The 15,475-nt window shown below is 60.1% G+C and carries 16 protein-coding genes; 7 read left to right on the forward strand and 9 right to left on the reverse strand.

The features are described 5' to 3' along the window. Position 1: 1 nt before the first annotated feature. A complete protein-coding gene (locus GSQ77_RS01325; RefSeq protein WP_158898249.1) occupies positions 2-784 on the reverse strand; it encodes a GntR family transcriptional regulator in 783 nt (260 codons plus the stop codon). Between the two features lie 110 nt (positions 785-894). After that, positions 895-1,794, reverse strand: coding sequence for a LysR family transcriptional regulator (locus tag GSQ77_RS01330; RefSeq protein ID WP_158898251.1), 900 nt, complete (start codon positions 1,792-1,794; stop codon positions 895-897). 182 nt (positions 1,795-1,976) lie between these two features. Here GSQ77_RS01330 and GSQ77_RS01335 point away from each other — a divergent pair, with 182 nt between their 5' ends. The 6 genes from GSQ77_RS01335 to GSQ77_RS01360 all read left to right on the forward strand — a co-directional run bounded on the left by GSQ77_RS01335 (position 1,977) and on the right by GSQ77_RS01360 (position 7,275). Continuing rightward, a complete protein-coding gene (locus tag GSQ77_RS01335) occupies positions 1,977-2,693 on the forward strand; it encodes a succinate dehydrogenase/fumarate reductase iron-sulfur subunit (protein WP_158898253.1) in 717 nt (238 codons plus the stop codon). A gap of 100 nt (positions 2,694-2,793) precedes the next feature. Beyond that, on the forward strand, positions 2,794-3,150 hold the full coding sequence (locus tag GSQ77_RS01340; protein ID WP_158898396.1) for a succinate dehydrogenase: 357 nt from the start codon (positions 2,794-2,796) through the stop codon (positions 3,148-3,150). Positions 3,151-3,310: 160 nt separating this feature from the next. Then, a complete protein-coding gene (sdhC, locus tag GSQ77_RS01345) occupies positions 3,311-3,667 on the forward strand; it encodes a succinate dehydrogenase, cytochrome b556 subunit (RefSeq protein WP_158898255.1) in 357 nt (118 codons plus the stop codon). A 99-nt stretch (positions 3,668-3,766) separates the two neighbouring features. After that, the gene (locus tag GSQ77_RS01350; protein ID WP_158898257.1) at positions 3,767-4,642 is read left to right on the forward strand and encodes a fumarate hydratase; all 876 of its coding nucleotides are present in this window, start codon (positions 3,767-3,769) and stop codon (positions 4,640-4,642) included. 15 nt (positions 4,643-4,657) lie between these two features. Further along, positions 4,658-5,347 carry a fumarate hydratase C-terminal domain-containing protein gene (locus GSQ77_RS01355; RefSeq protein ID WP_158898259.1) on the forward strand — a complete coding sequence of 230 codons (690 nt, stop codon included), beginning with the start codon at positions 4,658-4,660 and terminating at the stop codon, positions 5,345-5,347. Continuing rightward, positions 5,344-7,275, forward strand: coding sequence for an L-aspartate oxidase (locus GSQ77_RS01360; RefSeq protein ID WP_158898261.1), 1,932 nt, complete (start codon positions 5,344-5,346; stop codon positions 7,273-7,275). The genes GSQ77_RS01355 and GSQ77_RS01360 overlap by 4 nt, the downstream gene beginning before the upstream one ends. Here GSQ77_RS01360 and GSQ77_RS01365 read toward each other — a convergent pair. The 7 genes from GSQ77_RS01365 to GSQ77_RS01395 all read right to left on the reverse strand — a co-directional run bounded on the left by GSQ77_RS01365 (position 7,272) and on the right by GSQ77_RS01395 (position 13,731). After that, positions 7,272-8,036, reverse strand: a complete 765-nt coding sequence (locus tag GSQ77_RS01365; RefSeq protein WP_254067400.1) for a sulfite exporter TauE/SafE family protein — start codon at positions 8,034-8,036, stop codon at positions 7,272-7,274. The genes GSQ77_RS01360 and GSQ77_RS01365 overlap by 4 nt on opposite strands. A gap of 15 nt (positions 8,037-8,051) precedes the next feature. Next, positions 8,052-9,059 (reverse strand): Ldh family oxidoreductase, encoded by a 1,008-nt coding sequence (locus GSQ77_RS01370; protein ID WP_158898263.1) that lies wholly within the window; start codon positions 9,057-9,059, stop codon positions 8,052-8,054. A gap of 97 nt (positions 9,060-9,156) precedes the next feature. Beyond that, on the reverse strand, positions 9,157-10,017 hold the full coding sequence (locus tag GSQ77_RS01375; protein WP_158898400.1) for an ABC transporter permease: 861 nt from the start codon (positions 10,015-10,017) through the stop codon (positions 9,157-9,159). 10 nt (positions 10,018-10,027) lie between these two features. Further along, on the reverse strand, positions 10,028-10,828 hold the full coding sequence (locus tag GSQ77_RS01380; protein ID WP_158898402.1) for an ABC transporter ATP-binding protein: 801 nt from the start codon (positions 10,826-10,828) through the stop codon (positions 10,028-10,030). A gap of 107 nt (positions 10,829-10,935) precedes the next feature. Next, the gene (locus tag GSQ77_RS01385; protein ID WP_367889643.1) at positions 10,936-11,943 is read right to left on the reverse strand and encodes an ABC transporter substrate-binding protein; all 1,008 of its coding nucleotides are present in this window, start codon (positions 11,941-11,943) and stop codon (positions 10,936-10,938) included. Positions 11,944-12,117: 174 nt separating this feature from the next. Further along, positions 12,118-13,293: a UxaA family hydrolase gene (locus GSQ77_RS01390; RefSeq protein WP_158898265.1), complete on the reverse strand. Its 1,176-nt coding sequence runs from the start codon at positions 13,291-13,293 to the stop codon at positions 12,118-12,120. Positions 13,294-13,449: 156 nt separating this feature from the next. Next, entirely contained in the window at positions 13,450-13,731 is a 282-nt protein-coding gene (locus tag GSQ77_RS01395) for a UxaA family hydrolase (protein WP_158898267.1), read from the reverse strand. Between the two features lie 334 nt (positions 13,732-14,065). Between GSQ77_RS01395 and dctA the strand changes: the two genes are divergently transcribed. After that, positions 14,066-15,439, forward strand: coding sequence for a C4-dicarboxylate transporter DctA (gene dctA, locus GSQ77_RS01400; RefSeq protein WP_254067401.1), 1,374 nt, complete (start codon positions 14,066-14,068; stop codon positions 15,437-15,439). Positions 15,440-15,475 lie beyond the last annotated feature (36 nt).

The following is a 15,475-nucleotide window of genomic DNA, read 5'->3' on the forward strand; positions in this document are numbered from 1 at the left end:
CTCAAGGCGTGACTTTCGCGCTGGCCTCTGAACCGATGTACTCATAGTCCGCGGTATTGACATGCGAGATCCGCAGCTCGACCGGTTGGCCGTGAAAGGAATAGGCAACTCGTGCGATTTCGAGTAGCGGTGTGCCGAGCTCGATTTGCAACAACTGGCTTTCCCTTTCGTCGGCAACCGTCACATGCAGTCGTTCGCTGGTGTCGATCACGTTGATGCCGAAGGCTGCCTGATAGAAGCTGTAGAGTGTGCTCGGTCGCTCGCGCAATGCGGCTTCGGTCAAACCCGGGAAGAGACTTTCGGGTAGCGTGATATTGTCGATCAACATCACGTCGCCGTGCAGCGCCAACTGGTTGGTGAAGTGAAATACCCGTGCGCCCGTCTCGAGCGCGAGCTTTTCGCTCTCGGCACGGGACGCCTTGCCCTTGCGAAAGCTGACCAGCGAGACGCTGGGATACGCTTTGACGCCGTCCTTGCGCACCAGCCGGAAAAAACGGAAGAAATGGTCGTCGCGTCTGTGCACGGACACAAACGTGCCCAGACCTTGATGCCGGATCAGGATGTTTTCCGCCACCAGTTCGTCGATCGCCTTGCGCAGGGTGCCGATCGAAACGCCGAAACGCTCGCCCAGACGCTTCTCCGCCGGGATCGCTTCGCCCGCGCGCCATTCTCCGGCTGCCAGCGCTGCCAGCATGCTGTGTTTTACTTCCTTGTAACGCGTGCCACCTATCATTGGGGCACCGCCGGCTGTCGCCGTATTTCTCAAAGCCGCGGTTTCCGTCATGAGTTTTTCCACTTGTGGGGCTTACTTGCGCTTACTCGAGTTTACTTTCTAGTAAGCTCAATTATACATACAGATCAAATTCAACTATATGATTTATATGAGATGGTTGATTATACCGTCGTGCGCGCGGGCATGCGGCCGTGGAAATACTGTTTGATCTCTTCGGTAAAGCGCATGCGCGAGTGACGGCTGCGTTCAAGCAGCCCGACCCGGCGCTGCACATCGATGCCCGGCAATGCTATCACCTGCAATGCGCGATCCCGCGCCCACTGCACGTTGGCCAACTGCGGCACGATCGATATACCGAAACCTTGTCGCACCAGCGCCACAATGGCCTCCACCGAATTCAACTCCATGCCCTCCTGAACCGTGACATCGGCGCGATACAGCACATCCAGGACCAGATGACCGGTCCAGGTCTGCCGGTCAAAGCGAATAAACGGTGAGCACCGCAGCGCCTCGATCGGATCATTGGGCAAAACAAAATGCGGGCGACGCGGCACGATCAGCACCATCGGTTCGTCATACAGCGGTGTCCACAACAAGTTGGCCGGCAAAGTGTTAGGCGACTGTGTGACCACCGCAGCGTCCAACTCCCCAGCCTCCACCCGCTGTGCGAAATCGCTGGACATGCCGGCGAATAATTTGACGTCGAGGCGGGGATGCGCTTGCTTGAGTGCCCACAGCGCATCGGCAAATGCCCCCATCAAGGCCGACACCAGCGCGCCCATGACCACCGTGCCCGCCAGCGCGTCCACTTCCCCGGTGAGCGCGAGCGCCTCATAGCGCAGCACCAATTCTTCGATGGCGGGCACCGCTTGCCGGCCCGCCGGGTTCAGCACGACGGCGCGCGCGCTGCGATCGAACAGCACCTGGTTGAGCGACTCTTCCAGCGCGCGGATTTGCAGACCGACCGCTGCGGCGGTCAGCCCGATTTCCGCGGCTGCAGCGGCAAAGCTGCCGTGCTTGGCCACAGTCAGAAAAGTCTTGAACGTACGGATTGAGGGCATGAATCACTTGTAAAACGGTATGAATCCATTATAAATATAAACTTTATCTCAACAGAAAAAATATTCGCTTTTATTTGTGCTTGAGGTCTCCGACAATTAGGCATTCTTCATCCCCCGGCAGGCGGTGCGCATCGTGCGCATTGTGTATAAGGTCGGGCCGGTAGCGAAGGGCGGGTCGGACTATGAGTGATGTGCTGGATGTCAAGGTGTGGCGCGGTACGGTGGAGGGCAGCTTTAGCACCTATCGTGTGCCGCGGCAGGCGAGTCAGACGGTACTCGATGTGGTGACCTACATCCAACGCGTGCTGGACCCCTCGCTGAGTTATCGCTTCGCTTGCCGCGTCGGTATGTGCGGCTCCTGCGCGATGACCGTGAATGGGATTGCACGCTGGACCTGTCGCACGCATGTGGCGAAAGTCGCCAAGGGCGACGCCCTCGAAATTGCCCCGTTGTCCAACTTGCCGGTGATCAAGGACCTTGCCACCGACATGAGCGAATTCTTCGATAAATGGGCGCGTGCGCAAGGACAGTTCAAAGGCAAGCTGACCCGACACGACGAATTCGCGCAAGTCGAGCCGGCCTCGAAGGCGCGTGTCGCGGCCAGTGCCGGCATCGAATGCATTGGCTGTGGCGTGTGTTACGCCTCCTGCGACGTCGTTGCGTGGCGCCCTGAATTCCTGGGCCCGGCAGCGCTCAATCGGGCCTGGACTCTCGTCAACGACGAGCGCGATGTGGCGGGCGCCGAGCGGTTGCGCGCCGTGGCTGGCGACGCCGGCTGTCATTCTTGTCATACGCAGGGTTCTTGCAGCGAGCGCTGCCCCAAGCAGATTGCGCCGACGGCCGGCATTGCCGGGCTCAAGCGCATGGTTGCCAAGGCGGCGGTGCGGGGTACGCTGTGAGGCGCACTATAAGCTGCGCTATGAGTCGGGCTATGAGTCGGACGATGAATGAGGCTATGAGTCGCGCGCATGCTTCGTCGAGGATAGAGCGCCGATGGCTATGACGAGTTCCCCCTCCCTCGCGGCGACGCAGGCCAAGCACTGGTATTGGCAACGCATCAGCGCAATGGTGCTCGCCCTGTGCGTGCTGCTGCATTTGGGCGTGATCATCTACGCGGTGCGCAGTGGCCTGAGCGCCGCCGCGATACTTGGGCGCACGCACGGCAGCTTGCTGTTCGGCGGGTTCTATGTGATTTTTGTCCTCGCCTGTGCGGTGCACGTGCCGATCGGCCTGGGCCGCATCGCGGAGGAATGGCTCGGTTGTTCGACGCGTGCCGCGCAAATCGGCGCGCGGCTGTTCGGCTTGCTTATCTTGTTCATGGGCCTGCGTGCCGTGTATGGCGTGGTCCTGGCATGAGCGCGGGTGCACGATACGATCACGTCGATAGGCCCAACATCAATAAATGCGGCGTCAACAAACACGACGTCAATAAACGCGGCGTCGATAAACCTTGCGCCGATAAACCCGACGTCGATCAGCCTACGTCGGCGCGCTGCGCGTCGACTTCCATAAAACCATGAAACGTCGCAACGACTACCGCGCCCGTCAACATCCCGCTTATTGGGCATTCCTGGTCCATCGGTGTTCGGGTCTTGCGTTGGGCTTGTTCTTGCCTTTGCATTTTTGGGCACTGGGGCGGGCCATGCAGGGCGTAGCGGGGCTGGACAGCTTCCTGCGCTTCGTCGATCAACCGCTGTTCCAGTTCGCCGAGTGGGGCCTGGTCGTACTGCTGGCGCTGCACATGATGGGCGGTGTGCGCTTGCTGCTGATCGAGTTTGGCGACTGGTCCGGGTTGCGCAAGAACTGGATCGCGGCCGCTTGCGGCTTTGGCTTGCTGGCAGGGTTGGCTTACGCGTTGGCGCTGATGGGTTAGCTAAGGTTACCGGCAAAAAGCGTACGACACATACGAGATGCACGACACACACGAAATGCCATTGCGCAATCGTGCGTCCATTTACATTGAGAGGGCATCATGAAGATCGATTTGCCTGCCGTCGAAGAAGCGGCGAAGGAACTCTACATTCGCGCGCTGAAGATCCTGCCGCCCGATATCAAGGCTGGTTTTACGAAGCTGACCGAAAGCGAGACCGCACCGACCGCGCAAAGCGTGCTGGCGATCATGGTGACCAATATCCAGGTTGCCGAAGATACCGAGAACATGTTGTGCCAGGACACCGGTCTGCCGATCTACAACGTGACCATAGGGCGCAATGTCAGCGTCGACGGACACGCGCTCATGCAAGCCATCCGGCGCGGCTGCGAACGTGCGACGCACGAGCACCCGCTGCGCTCGTCGGTCGTGCATCCGATCACGCGCAAGAATGAGCACTCCTCGTGCGGCGCTGGCGTGCCGGTGATCCACATCGACTTCAGCGACACCGACGAGCTGTTCGATATCGAAATGATTCCCAAGGGCAGCGGCTCCGAAAACAACTCGTTCCTGAAGATGGCGATACCGGCCGAGGGCGTCGATGCCATCAAGACCTTCGTGATCGACTGTGTGCTGGCCGCGGGCGGCAAGACGTGTCCGCCGACCATCATCGGCGTTGGCGTGGGCGGCACGTCCGATCTATGCGTGGCGCTGGCCAAGCGCGCGGCCACGCGGCCACTCGGCAGCGTGTGCAGCGACCCCGAGGGGGCAAAGCTCGAGACGCAATTATTGAAGGCGGTCAATCTGCTGGGTGTGGGTCCGCAGGGGTTGGGCGGCGACTCAACCGCATTCGCCGTGCATATCGAACTGGCTGCCACGCACATCACGATGAACCCGGTCGCGGTCAACATGCAATGCCATTCGGCACGACGCGCGCGCGCCCGGTTTTCGCCGTCGGGTGTGGCTTACGGCTTCTGAACAAGGACCCTCATCATGGCACATCATGAATTGACCACACCGGTCACCGAAGCGCAGATGCGGCAACTCCGGATCGACGATACGGTCACGCTGCAAGGCACGCTCTACGGCATTCGCGACGCGACGCAAATCCACCTGTTCGATCGCGGCCGCACCACGCGCTTTGACCTGAGCGGCCATGCGGTGATCCACACCGCGCCGAACGTGAGAAAAGTCGAGCCGAGCGCGGATTTCCCCGCCGGCTATGAGTCGATCTGCGTCGGCACCACCACCTCGGATCGCATGGAGCGCTTCACTCGACCGCTCATGACTCAACTTGGTGTGCGCATCATCATCGGCAAGGGTGGTCTGCGCGAGGATTCGCTTGCGGCATTCGGTGAGCTCGGCGGTGTGTATCTCGCCATCATCGGCGGGACGGCGGCCCTCGAATCTACCTGGGTCGAGCAAATCGAGGACGTCGATCTCGACGATCTCAACCCTGAGTCGCTGTGGAAGTTTCGCATTCGCGATTTCGGGCCGCTGCGCGTGGCGATGGACAGCTACGGCGGCAGTCTCTACGAGACAGTGCGCGAGGATGCACAGGCCAGACGTGCGCTGGCATTGGCCAGCCTCGGCGTTGGGGCGAGTGCAGGCGCGGCTGCAATTACCCATGCCAGCGCGAATACGGGCGCGAATACCAACGCGAACGCGGAGAAAAAGGCATGACGCTCAAGCGGCTGCAGACGGACATCCTGATCCTGGGGTCCGGCGGCGCGGGGCTCTTTGCGGCGCTTCATGCGCATCAAACCGATCCTTCGCTTTCGATCACGGTTGCCGTGAAGGGTTTGCTCGGAAAGTGCGGTTGTACGCGCATGGTGCAAGGCGGCTACAACGTGGCGCTGGCCGAAGGCGATTCGATCGAGCGGCACTTCATGGACACGATAGAGGGCAGCAAGTGGTTAGCTAATCAGGACCTCGCCTGGACCCTGGTAACGGGCGCGGTCGAGCGCATCCATGAGCTGGAAAACGAGCTGGGCTGCTTCTTCGATCGCAACCCCGACGGAACGGTGCATCAGAAGGCGTTCGCGGGGCAGACCTTCGACCGCACCGTGCACAAGGGCGATTTGACCGGCATTGAGATCATCAATCGGCTGGCCGAGCAGGTTTGGGCGCGCGGCATCGATCGCCTCGAGGAGCATCGCGCCATCGAGTTGATTCGAACCGCGGATGGGCGTGCGATCGCGGGCGTGTTGATGATCGATATGCGCAGCGGCGAATTCGTATTCGTCCAGGCACGTGCGGTGCTGCTGGCGACCGGCGGCGGCCCCACCATGTACAAATACCATACGCCTTCCGGTGACAAGAGTTGCGATGGCCTCGCGATGGCGTTGCGCGCGGGCTTGCCGTTGCGCGACATGGAGATGGTGCAATTCCATCCGACCGGTCTGCTCGCCGGCACCGGCACGCGCATGACCGGCACCGTGATCGAGGAAGGTTTGCGCGGCGCCGGCGGCTATTTGCTCAATGGCCGCAACGACGGTAGCGACGAGCCCGGCGAACGCTTCATGCAGCATTACGATGCACGTCAGGAACGCGCTACGCGCGATATCGTCTCGCGTGCCATTTATTCGGAAATGCGTGCGGGCCGCACTTCGCCCAACGGCGGAGTCTATATCCAGATGCACCATCTCGGCCCCGAGAAAGTGCGCAAGCAATTCAAGGGCATGGTCGAGCGTTGCGCGGACTGCGGCTTCGATCTGGCCGGCGGTCTGGTCGAGGTGGTACCGACCGCGCATTACATGATGGGCGGCGTGGTATTCGAGCCCGATTGCCGCACCGTTTTGGAAGGCTTGTTCGCGGCGGGCGAGGACACCGGCGGCGTGCACGGCGCGAACCGCCTGGGCGGGAACGGCGTGGCGAACTCCACCGTGTTCGGCGGTATCGCCGGCGAGAGCATGGTGCACTGGTTGCAGGAGCATGGGGACTGGCGTGGGCCCGACGAGGCTGCGATTCGCGAGAGCATCGCGATGCACGAGGCGCCGTTTGTGGCGGCTGCCGCGGAGCAAGCGCAGCCACTGTCGACGAGCATGCAAGCGAATGCAGAATTAAATACGCAAACAAACACGCAACAACACAGCAGCGGCGATCTCGAGTCGATTCGTGAAGCGTTGTTCGACTGCATGTGGGACGACGTCGGCATCTTGCGTACCGCGCAAGGGCTACAGCGCGCGCAAGGCAAGTTAGAGGAACTTGAGGCGGAATTGTCGCGCATCCGTTTGCGGGACGATCAGCCGGGCGGCCGTGCCTTTAATCTGAGTTGGCACGATTGGCTCAATCTACGCAGCCTCGTCACGATAAGCCGTGTGATTGCGACCGCTGCGCTGGCGCGTGAGGATTCGCGCGGCGCACACTTCCGCGAGGATTTTCCTGAGACGGGAGATCTGCCCAATTCGACTTACACGGTCGTGCGCGCACGCGATGCGCGCGGGGGTAATGTGATCCGCGAGGTGATCGGCAATGAGATTGGCAACGGAGATGGAGCCGAAGTCGGCAACAGCAACAACCACGGCCGCGAGTCGCAATCCAGCGACTTCACGCTGACCCGCGAACCCGTGAATTTCACGCGGGTGCGCCCGGGCGAGACGATACTTTAGCCCGCAAGGCTACGCCATACGAGGCTAGATCCGCCGAAGATCAGGATTGCCCACACGGCTTGCACCACGCGATGTGGCGGCAGCCGGTGGTGCAGGTGATTGCCGATAAACAACCCGAGCATCGCGCAAGGCAGCAACAGTATTGCCAACTGAGGCAGGTGCGCTTGTTCGTATAGCCCGGCGCCCGCGAACAGCACCAGCCGCGCGATTGCGCTGAGAAAAATCAGTGCGCTGATGGTGGCGCGCATGATTATCTTGTCGGGCAGCCGGCGTGTCAGATAGATGGTGTAGATCGGACCGCCGGTTCCGAACAGTGCAGTGAAGATGCCGCCCGAGAGCCCCAGCGGCACCGCCCATATGCCGGAAATCGGCCGCACCACCGGCCGCCACAGCAAACTCCAGGCCGAGTAAGCGAGCACAAATACCCCGAGCAACAATAGCAGCGCGCGCTCCGGTGCTCTTACCAGCAGTGTCACACCCAGTACCATGCCCACCAGCATAAACGGGATCAGCCGACGCAGTTCGGCCCGGTCGATGGATGCGCGATTTTTCATGCCCATCACCAAGCCGGCGCACAGATCGAAGACCAGCATCAACGGTACCGCGGTGCGCAACGGCAACAACTGAGCCAGCAGCGGAATCGCGGTGATCGACGAGCCGAAGCCGGTCAGGCCGTAAATGATGTAGGCCAGCACGATGATCATCGCACTTGGAACCAGCGTCGTAAGCGGCAGTTGCATCCAGGCCTGAAGGGCAAGCATGGCGTTGCGATCGGCTTACGGTACGGTGGTGAGTTGCGCCAGCATTGCGTCGCTGATCTCGATGCCGTCCGCTTGCGCGCGCTCGGCCAGAATGAGGCGGCGCGCGCCCGGCATGCGCACTTCAGCGTCCAATTGCATCATGGCGATCAGCGTTTCGATGCGTTCCTGGAACACGTCGCTGCCGGCCATCGCGGCCGGGTCTATCACCAGGAATGCCTGGCCAAGACGCGGCCGGTTGCCTTCTTCGGTGAAGAACGAGTCGGCCTCGAAACCGAATGCCGCACCGGTGAGCGCGCAACACAGAAGCTCGACAACCATCGCCAGCATGGCGCCCTTGAGGCCGCCTGCGGGCAGCATCATGCCGGCCAACCCTGCGGCGGCATCGGTGGTGGGTTGGCCGTCTTTGTCTAGCGCCCAGCCCAGTGGAATCGGTTCGCCCTTTTTCGCAGCGACCATCAACTTGCCGCGTGCCACTTCCGAAAGCGACAAGTCTATCGTCAGCGGCGCCTGATTCTGGCGAGGGAACACGGCCGCGATCGGATTGGTGCCGAACAGCGCACGGCGTCCCCCCCAAGCAGGCATCGCAGCCGGCGAATTGCCAAACGCCAGGCCGACCATGCCGGCCGCTGCGACTGCTTCCAGGTGGTAGGCCGCCGCTCCGAAATGGTGGCTGCGAGCAACCCCGACAAACGCGCAGCCGCATTCGCGTGCACGCGCGATCGCTTCCTGCACGGCCAGTGCGCACGCCGGAAAGGCCAGTCCTTCATCGGCATCCACCAGGCACGCGCCGCGTTTCTGGGTGCCGTTGGTCACCACACGCGCTTGCGCTTGACCATTGACTCGGCCATGCCGCAAGTGCCCGGCATATTGGGTGACGCGCGACAGGCCGTGCGAGGCCAGCCCTTGCGCTTCCGCTGCGACCAGGGCGACCGCGGTGGCTTGCGCCATCGGTTCGGAGGCACCGGCATGACGCAGCGCTTGAGCTGCAAGATCCTGCAATTGAGTGATCGAAAGTTTGGGCATCGACTAAAAAAACTTGATTGAATAAAAAAGGCCGCACGAGCGGCACTAACGACTGCAGCACCGCAGGAACCGCGCGACCTCGTCGGTGATGAATCGCTTAGTTCTGCATGCCCCATTTGCGCACGGTGCGGTTTTCGATCACCCGGAAAATCAGGTTCTCGACGACCAGTCCGATCAAGATCACAGTGAACAGGCCGGCAAACACATTGGCGATTTCGAGCTCGTTCTTGTTCTCATAGATGTACCAGCCGAGGCCGCCGGAGCCGGAGCTCACGCCAAACACCAATTCGGAGGCGATCAATGTGCGCCACGCAAACGCCCAGCCTATCTTCAGGCCGGTGAGTATGGATGGAAAGGCTGCAGGAATCAGGATTTTCGCGACATACGGCAAACCGCGCAAGCCATAGTTCTTGCCCACCATGCGCATGGTGGTAGAAACGGAAAGAAAGCCCGAATGCGTATTCAGTGCAACCGACCACAGCACCGAATGCACCAGCACGAATATCAAACTGCCGCTGCCCAAGCCGAACCAGATCAGCGCGATCGGCAACAGGGCGATGGCCGGCAGTGGATTGAACATCGAGGTCAGCGTTTCGAGCAGATCGGTGCCGATGCGCGAGGCGATGCCCAGAGCGGTGAGCAGCGCCGCCAACACAATACCGATCGAATAACCCACCAGCAGCGTTTTCAGCGAGGCCCAGACCTTGATCAGCAATTCGCCGCTGGCAATGCCCTTGATAAAGGCGACGTTGGTCGCGATAAAGGTTGGGAACAGCAGTTCGTTGTTGAGCATCCGCGCGCCGATTTCCCAGATCACTGCGAGCAGTATCAGGATCGCAACCTTGCGCAACGCGGCGATGTTATAGATCCGCTCGAACGACGACAGGGGCTTTTCAACTACGCCGAACGCCGAGGAGGCGATGGTCGTGCGATGAATTTCGGGCCGGCTGACCAGCATTGCGTCCTTGTCATCCATGATGGGTTTCCTCTTCGATTTCGTCGGAGAACAGCATGGCGTGGATGTGCGCTTCCAGCGCCTTGGCCTCTTGACCATCGATTCGGTCGCGCGGCACGCTGGCCAACTCGGCCTTGACTTGGCCCGGATGTGGCGAGAGCAACAGGATGCGGCTGCCGCATTTGATGGCCTCGGGGATCGAATGGGTCACGAACAGCACCGTGAAATGCGTGTCGTCCCATAGCTGCAGTAGCTCATCCTGCATCTTGCGGCGCGTAAGCGCATCGAGTGCGGCGTACGGCTCGTCCATCAGCAGTATGTCGGGCTCCATCGCCATGCCGCGCGCAATCGCCACCCGCTGCTTCATGCCGCCTGACAACATATGCGGATGGTGATTGCAGAACTTCGCGAGCTTGACCTTCTCGATGTACTGCATGGCTTTGTCTTCGGCGGCCTTGCCCGACAGTTTGTGCGAAGCCAGCAGTGGAAACATGACGTTTTCCTTCACGGTCTTCCACGGCAGCAACTGGTCGAACTCCTGAAACACCATCATGCGGTCCGGGCCGGGCTTCTTGATCACATTCCCTTTGAGGCGAATCTCGCCTTCAGTGGGGGTGAGATATCCGCCCACGGCTTTGAGCAAGGTCGATTTGCCGCAGCCTGAAGGCCCAAGCAGTACATAGCGGTCGGACTTGAAAACCTGGAAATCGATGCGATAGGTAGCGGTGACCAGATGCTCTTTGGTCTTGTACTGCAAGGTCACTCCGCTCACGTCGAGCAGAGGTGCGGAGCTGGGAATCGGGTTGGCACTCATATCCATACAGGCACTCCGGGAGCAAAAGCGAAAAAGGCGCGGCGGTGGGCCGCGCCGCTTCGCGTGTTCATCAGCTACTAGCCATATGCGTTTGCGCGCTGCGCCCTTCAGCTACCGGGCAGTGCGTAAACTTCGGGAAAGAAAAGGTCCTTCCATGAGGTGGGCTGTGCCTTGATCGATCCGATCTTGTTCATGAAGTCGACATACTTCAGGACATTCTGCGGCGTGGTTGTAAAGACCACATTCGGATCGTTCAGCATACCCAGGATGTGAGCCTTGGTGTCCTTGTCCTTGGAGATGCGCAGGTAAGCATCGGCAGCCCAGGGCTTGTCCTTGTTGATCTGGCCGATGGCGTCATTGAGCGCCTTGAAGAACGCCGCGTACACCTTGGGGTTTTCGTTCCTGAATTTGGTGGTGGTCCAGATCAGGTTGAAGCTGGCTGGGCCGCCCAGCACCTGATAGGAGTCGAGCACCGTGTGGATGTGCGGCGCCGCGAGTTCCTGGTACTGAAATGGCGGGGAACTGAAGTGTCCGGTGATCTCGCTGTTGCCTGAGAGCAGTGCGGTTTCGCCATCCGGATGGCTCATCGATACCGTGAGGGAGTCGAGCTTGTTTTGTTGGCCGGGCCCGAACGCCTGTTCGGCTGCCATCTGCAACGTGACGGCCTGGATCGAGACCTTGACCGCCGGCAGCGCAATCTTGTCCTTGTCGGTAAAGTCCTTGATGGTTTTGACGTTGGGATTATTCGTCGTCAGATAAAGCGGCATCGAGTTCAGCCCCGATACTGCCTTGATCTGGTAGTTGGTGCGCGTCTTGGCCCATAGCGTGATCAGTGGAGCCACGCCGCCCGAGGCGAAATGCAGGCTGCCCGATAGCAGCGCGTCATTCATCACATTGCCGCCGGCAAATTTGGCCCAATTCACCTTGAGGTCCGGGATGCCTTCTTCCTTCGCGTATTTCTCGACCAGCTTTTGGTCGTCCATGATCATCAGCGGCAGATAACTAATGCCGTACTGCTCGGCCACTTCCAGTTCGCTGACTTCAGCGTACGACGGCGTTGCCAGCGCCATAAATGCGGTGGCCACGGATATGGCCAGGACTGATGTGAGCTTCACGGTTGTCTCCTCGTTGCGTGCTCGCTTATTGACGTGCAGTGATACGGGCCGTGCGGGACGACGGGAACGGAAACAGGGCGTGCGACGCCCTGTTTTACCCGGGAGTATCTGTTAGTCGATACTGTTCCCGGGCATGTTCACCATCTTCCTTATTGTGCTCCTTCTGATTATTTTTTATGCGCTTTCGTGAATGCGGGTGAGCACAAATTCACGATGGCCCAACGCTTCAGCCGCGGTCCATTGGCCGTTGATGGTGGCCATCATGCATTCGAGCAGCTTGTCGCCGGTTTGGTCCAGCGTCAATTCGCGCTGCAGCAGGCCGGAACAGTCCACGTCCATGTGTTCGCCCATCAGGCGGACGGTACGCGGGTTGGCGCACAGCTTGATGACCGGCACGATCGGGTTGCCGATCACGTTGCCTTGGCCTGTCGGGAAGAAATGCACGGCGAAGCCCGAAGCCGCGCACAGCGTGACCATTTCAGCGGCAGCCGAGGAAGAATCCATGAACCACAGGCCCGGATGGGTCGGCTCTTCGCCTTTGTCGATCACGCCGTCGACCGTACATTTCTTGCCGATCTTCTGGATGTTGCCCAGCGCTTTTTCTTCGATAGTGGTGAGGCCGCCGGCAATATTGCCCTTGGTCGGCTGCGACTCCGACAGATCGGTGGTCTTCCAGCGATCGATCATGGCTTGATAGCGGTTGAACATCGACATGAAATCGTCGCGCACCTTATCGTTGGCGCAACGCGCCGCAACGATATGTTCGCCACCGGTAATTTCCGAGGTTTCGCCGAACACCAGCGTGGTGCCCAACGGGTGCAGCTTATCGAAGGCGTTGCCCACGGTCGGGTTGGCGCCGCAGCCGGAGGTGGTGTCCGATTCGCCGCATTTGGTCGACACCCACAAGTCGCTGATCGGGCACTCGACACGATGCAATCCCGTGGCGTACTGCACGAACTTCTTGGCGGCCTGCGACGCGCGCATGATGGTTTCGTGGTCGCCGTGGCCTTCGATGCCGAAGCCGATGACCGGCTTGCCGGTCTTGGCGATGCCGTCCACCACTTTCTTGGTCCAGCCGTCTTCGATGCCGATCACGACTACCGCAGCGACGTTCGGGTTGGAGCCCGCGCCGATCAGGGTGCGAAAGTGCAGGTCGAGGTCGGGTCCGAACTGCAGACGTCCATACGGGTGGGGAATCGCCATGGTGCCCTTGATGGCGGTGGCCACGGCTTCGCAGGCGGCGTTGGAAAGGTCGTCCAACGGCAGGATCAGGACGTGGTTGCGCACGCCGACGCGGCCGTTGTCGCGGCGATAACCGCGGAAGGTGGTGTTCTTGTCGATAACTGGCATTTAAGAATTCCTTGATGAATAAGGGCGCAAATGAGGTGCACATTCGGGCATGCGCTTTTGAGCCGCGCTAGGGAGCTGCGCTCGTAGCTGCGCTTCTGAGCCCGATTTCGGCGCTACCTCAATGGAATGCGGAACGTCGCAAGGTCGTAGCGTGAATTACCAGCGCTTGGTCTTGATGTTGTGCACGTGCGCGTGTTCGCCGGCCTTGATAGGCGCGACCACTTTGCCGATGTCCACGCCGTATTTGTAGACCGTGTCGCCGACTGCCATGCTCTTGAGCGCAACCTTGTGCCCGATGGGAATTTCCTGCACAGCCTTGACCGAGATGGTGCGGTCTTCATCCATGATCCAAGCGGTCAACTCGGTGCCGGCCTGGATACCCTCGACGACCGCCACTGCGACCGTGTCTTTTGCGTCGTGCAACACAACGTGAATCATGCGACATTCCTCCGTAATGAATAGCGCGTTAAATGGTTAAAGCGTAAATCATCATAGGCGCGCAAATCGTCGAAGTCAACTATATGATTCAGATGAGTTGAACGAATTGCGATGCTCTGCCATAATCGATTCGAAGGGAGTTCAAGCTCGCAAGCAGGGCTAGATAAAAAGCAGAACCGAAAGTAAAACCAAAAGTAGAACCCGCGGGATACACGCGGGTCTACCCCACGGATTCGGCCTTTCGCGCGACACATCCGGCATACGACCGGCACACACCAGCGCGCTGCTATCGGGCGGTCGCGCTGTCACAAATGGAGGAGACACCATTTTGCGCTTGCTTAAACATCTTTATGTCCAGGTCCTGATTGGCTTGGTGGCCGGAATTCTGGTCGGGTATTTCGCGCCGGCCTTCGGGATCGAAGTCAAGCCGTTAGGCGACACTTTTATTCGTTTGATCAAGATGCTGATTACCCTAGTGATCTTTTGCACTGTGTCGATCGGCATCGCGAAAATGGAAAGTCTCAAGAGCGTCGGCCGGGTCGGCATGAAGACCATTCTTTACTTCGAAGCGGTGACGACTGTGGCGCTGGTGATAGGGCTGGTGGTCGCCAACCTGGTGCATCCGGGCGCGGGCCTGAACATCGACCCGAAGACACTGGACACGCACTCGCTGAGTCAATATGTGGCGGAGGTCCACACCGCGGCGAATTCCAGTTTCCTCGAAGAAATCGTGCCGAACTCGGTGGTGGGGGCGTTTGCGCGCGGCAATCTTTTGCAGGTGCTGATGTTCTCGGTGCTGTTCGGCATCGCGCTGTCGATGATGGGCCGGCGTAGCCAGTTTCTGGCCACCACCGTCGAGCAATTCGGCGAAGTGCTGATGCGCATCGTTGAAATGATCATGAAGTTGGCGCCATTGGGTGCGTTCGGCGCCATGGCGTTTACGGTCGGGCGTTACGGCATCGGTACCTTGCAGCAGTTGGGCTTGCTGATCGTGTGCTTTTACATCACCAGCATTTTATTCATCGTGCTGGTGCTGGGCACGATTTGCCGTTGCGTGGGCGTAGGGCTGTGGCCGATGCTGAAGTATCTGCGCGAAGAAATTTTCATTGTGCTGGGTACGTCGACCACCGAGTCAGTGCTGCCGCGCTTGATGGTCAAGCTTGAGCGGCTGGGCTGTTCGCGTACTGTCGTCGGGCTGGTGCTGCCGACCGGTTATTCGTTCAACCTCGACGGAGCGGCGATCTATTTGACGATGACTTCGTTGTTCATCGCGCAGGCGACCAATACGCATTTGTCGCTGTGGCAGCAGATCGGCTTGCTGGCGATCCTGATGCTGACGTCGAAGGGCGGGGCGGGGGTGGCGGGTGCCGCGCTCGTGGCACTCACGGCTACGCTGTCTTCGCACAACATCATTCCTGTGGCCGGCATCACGCTGATCCTTGGTATCGATCGGATACTCAATGAGATTCGCGCTATCGTTAATCTGATCGGCAATGCGGTGGCGACGCTGGTTGTGGCGCGCTGGGAGGGGGCGCTAGATTTGGTGCGGGCGCGGGCGGTTCTTGCGGGCGAGTTTGTGCCGCAGGACGAGGTTGAGGATGAGCCCACGCTGGGCGATCAGCCTGTGGGCGATCCGTCCCGCGCTGGGATGGCACATCACTATGGGAATGAAAGCGTGATTTTGAAGTCTGCCTCTGGGCCACGCTGAACGGCGCTATACACTCGGCGCCGATCGAACCACCCG

Source organism: Burkholderia sp. L27(2015), assembly GCF_009765705.1.
GTDB lineage: Bacteria > Pseudomonadota > Gammaproteobacteria > Burkholderiales > Burkholderiaceae > LMUX01.

What these genes read in the sequence shown, in the direction of transcription:
- GSQ77_RS01325 (WP_158898249.1), bottom strand. Translation starts at nt 784, where the DNA reads ATGACGGAAACCGCGGCTTTGAGAAATACGGCGACAGCCGGCGGTGCC.
- GSQ77_RS01330 (WP_158898251.1), bottom strand. Translation starts at nt 1,794, where the DNA reads ATGCCCTCAATCCGTACGTTCAAGACTTTTCTGACTGTGGCCAAGCAC.
- GSQ77_RS01335 (WP_158898253.1), top strand. Translation starts at nt 1,977, where the DNA reads ATGAGTGATGTGCTGGATGTCAAGGTGTGGCGCGGTACGGTGGAGGGC.
- GSQ77_RS01340 (WP_158898396.1), top strand. Translation starts at nt 2,794, where the DNA reads ATGACGAGTTCCCCCTCCCTCGCGGCGACGCAGGCCAAGCACTGGTAT.
- sdhC (WP_158898255.1), top strand. Translation starts at nt 3,311, where the DNA reads ATGAAACGTCGCAACGACTACCGCGCCCGTCAACATCCCGCTTATTGG.
- GSQ77_RS01350 (WP_158898257.1), top strand. Translation starts at nt 3,767, where the DNA reads ATGAAGATCGATTTGCCTGCCGTCGAAGAAGCGGCGAAGGAACTCTAC.
- GSQ77_RS01355 (WP_158898259.1), top strand. Translation starts at nt 4,658, where the DNA reads ATGGCACATCATGAATTGACCACACCGGTCACCGAAGCGCAGATGCGG.
- GSQ77_RS01360 (WP_158898261.1), top strand. Translation starts at nt 5,344, where the DNA reads ATGACGCTCAAGCGGCTGCAGACGGACATCCTGATCCTGGGGTCCGGC.
- GSQ77_RS01365 (WP_254067400.1), bottom strand. Translation starts at nt 8,036, where the DNA reads ATGCTTGCCCTTCAGGCCTGGATGCAACTGCCGCTTACGACGCTGGTT.
- GSQ77_RS01370 (WP_158898263.1), bottom strand. Translation starts at nt 9,059, where the DNA reads ATGCCCAAACTTTCGATCACTCAATTGCAGGATCTTGCAGCTCAAGCG.
- GSQ77_RS01375 (WP_158898400.1), bottom strand. Translation starts at nt 10,017, where the DNA reads ATGCTGGTCAGCCGGCCCGAAATTCATCGCACGACCATCGCCTCCTCG.
- GSQ77_RS01380 (WP_158898402.1), bottom strand. Translation starts at nt 10,828, where the DNA reads ATGAGTGCCAACCCGATTCCCAGCTCCGCACCTCTGCTCGACGTGAGC.
- GSQ77_RS01390 (WP_158898265.1), bottom strand. Translation starts at nt 13,293, where the DNA reads ATGCCAGTTATCGACAAGAACACCACCTTCCGCGGTTATCGCCGCGAC.
- GSQ77_RS01395 (WP_158898267.1), bottom strand. Translation starts at nt 13,731, where the DNA reads ATGATTCACGTTGTGTTGCACGACGCAAAAGACACGGTCGCAGTGGCG.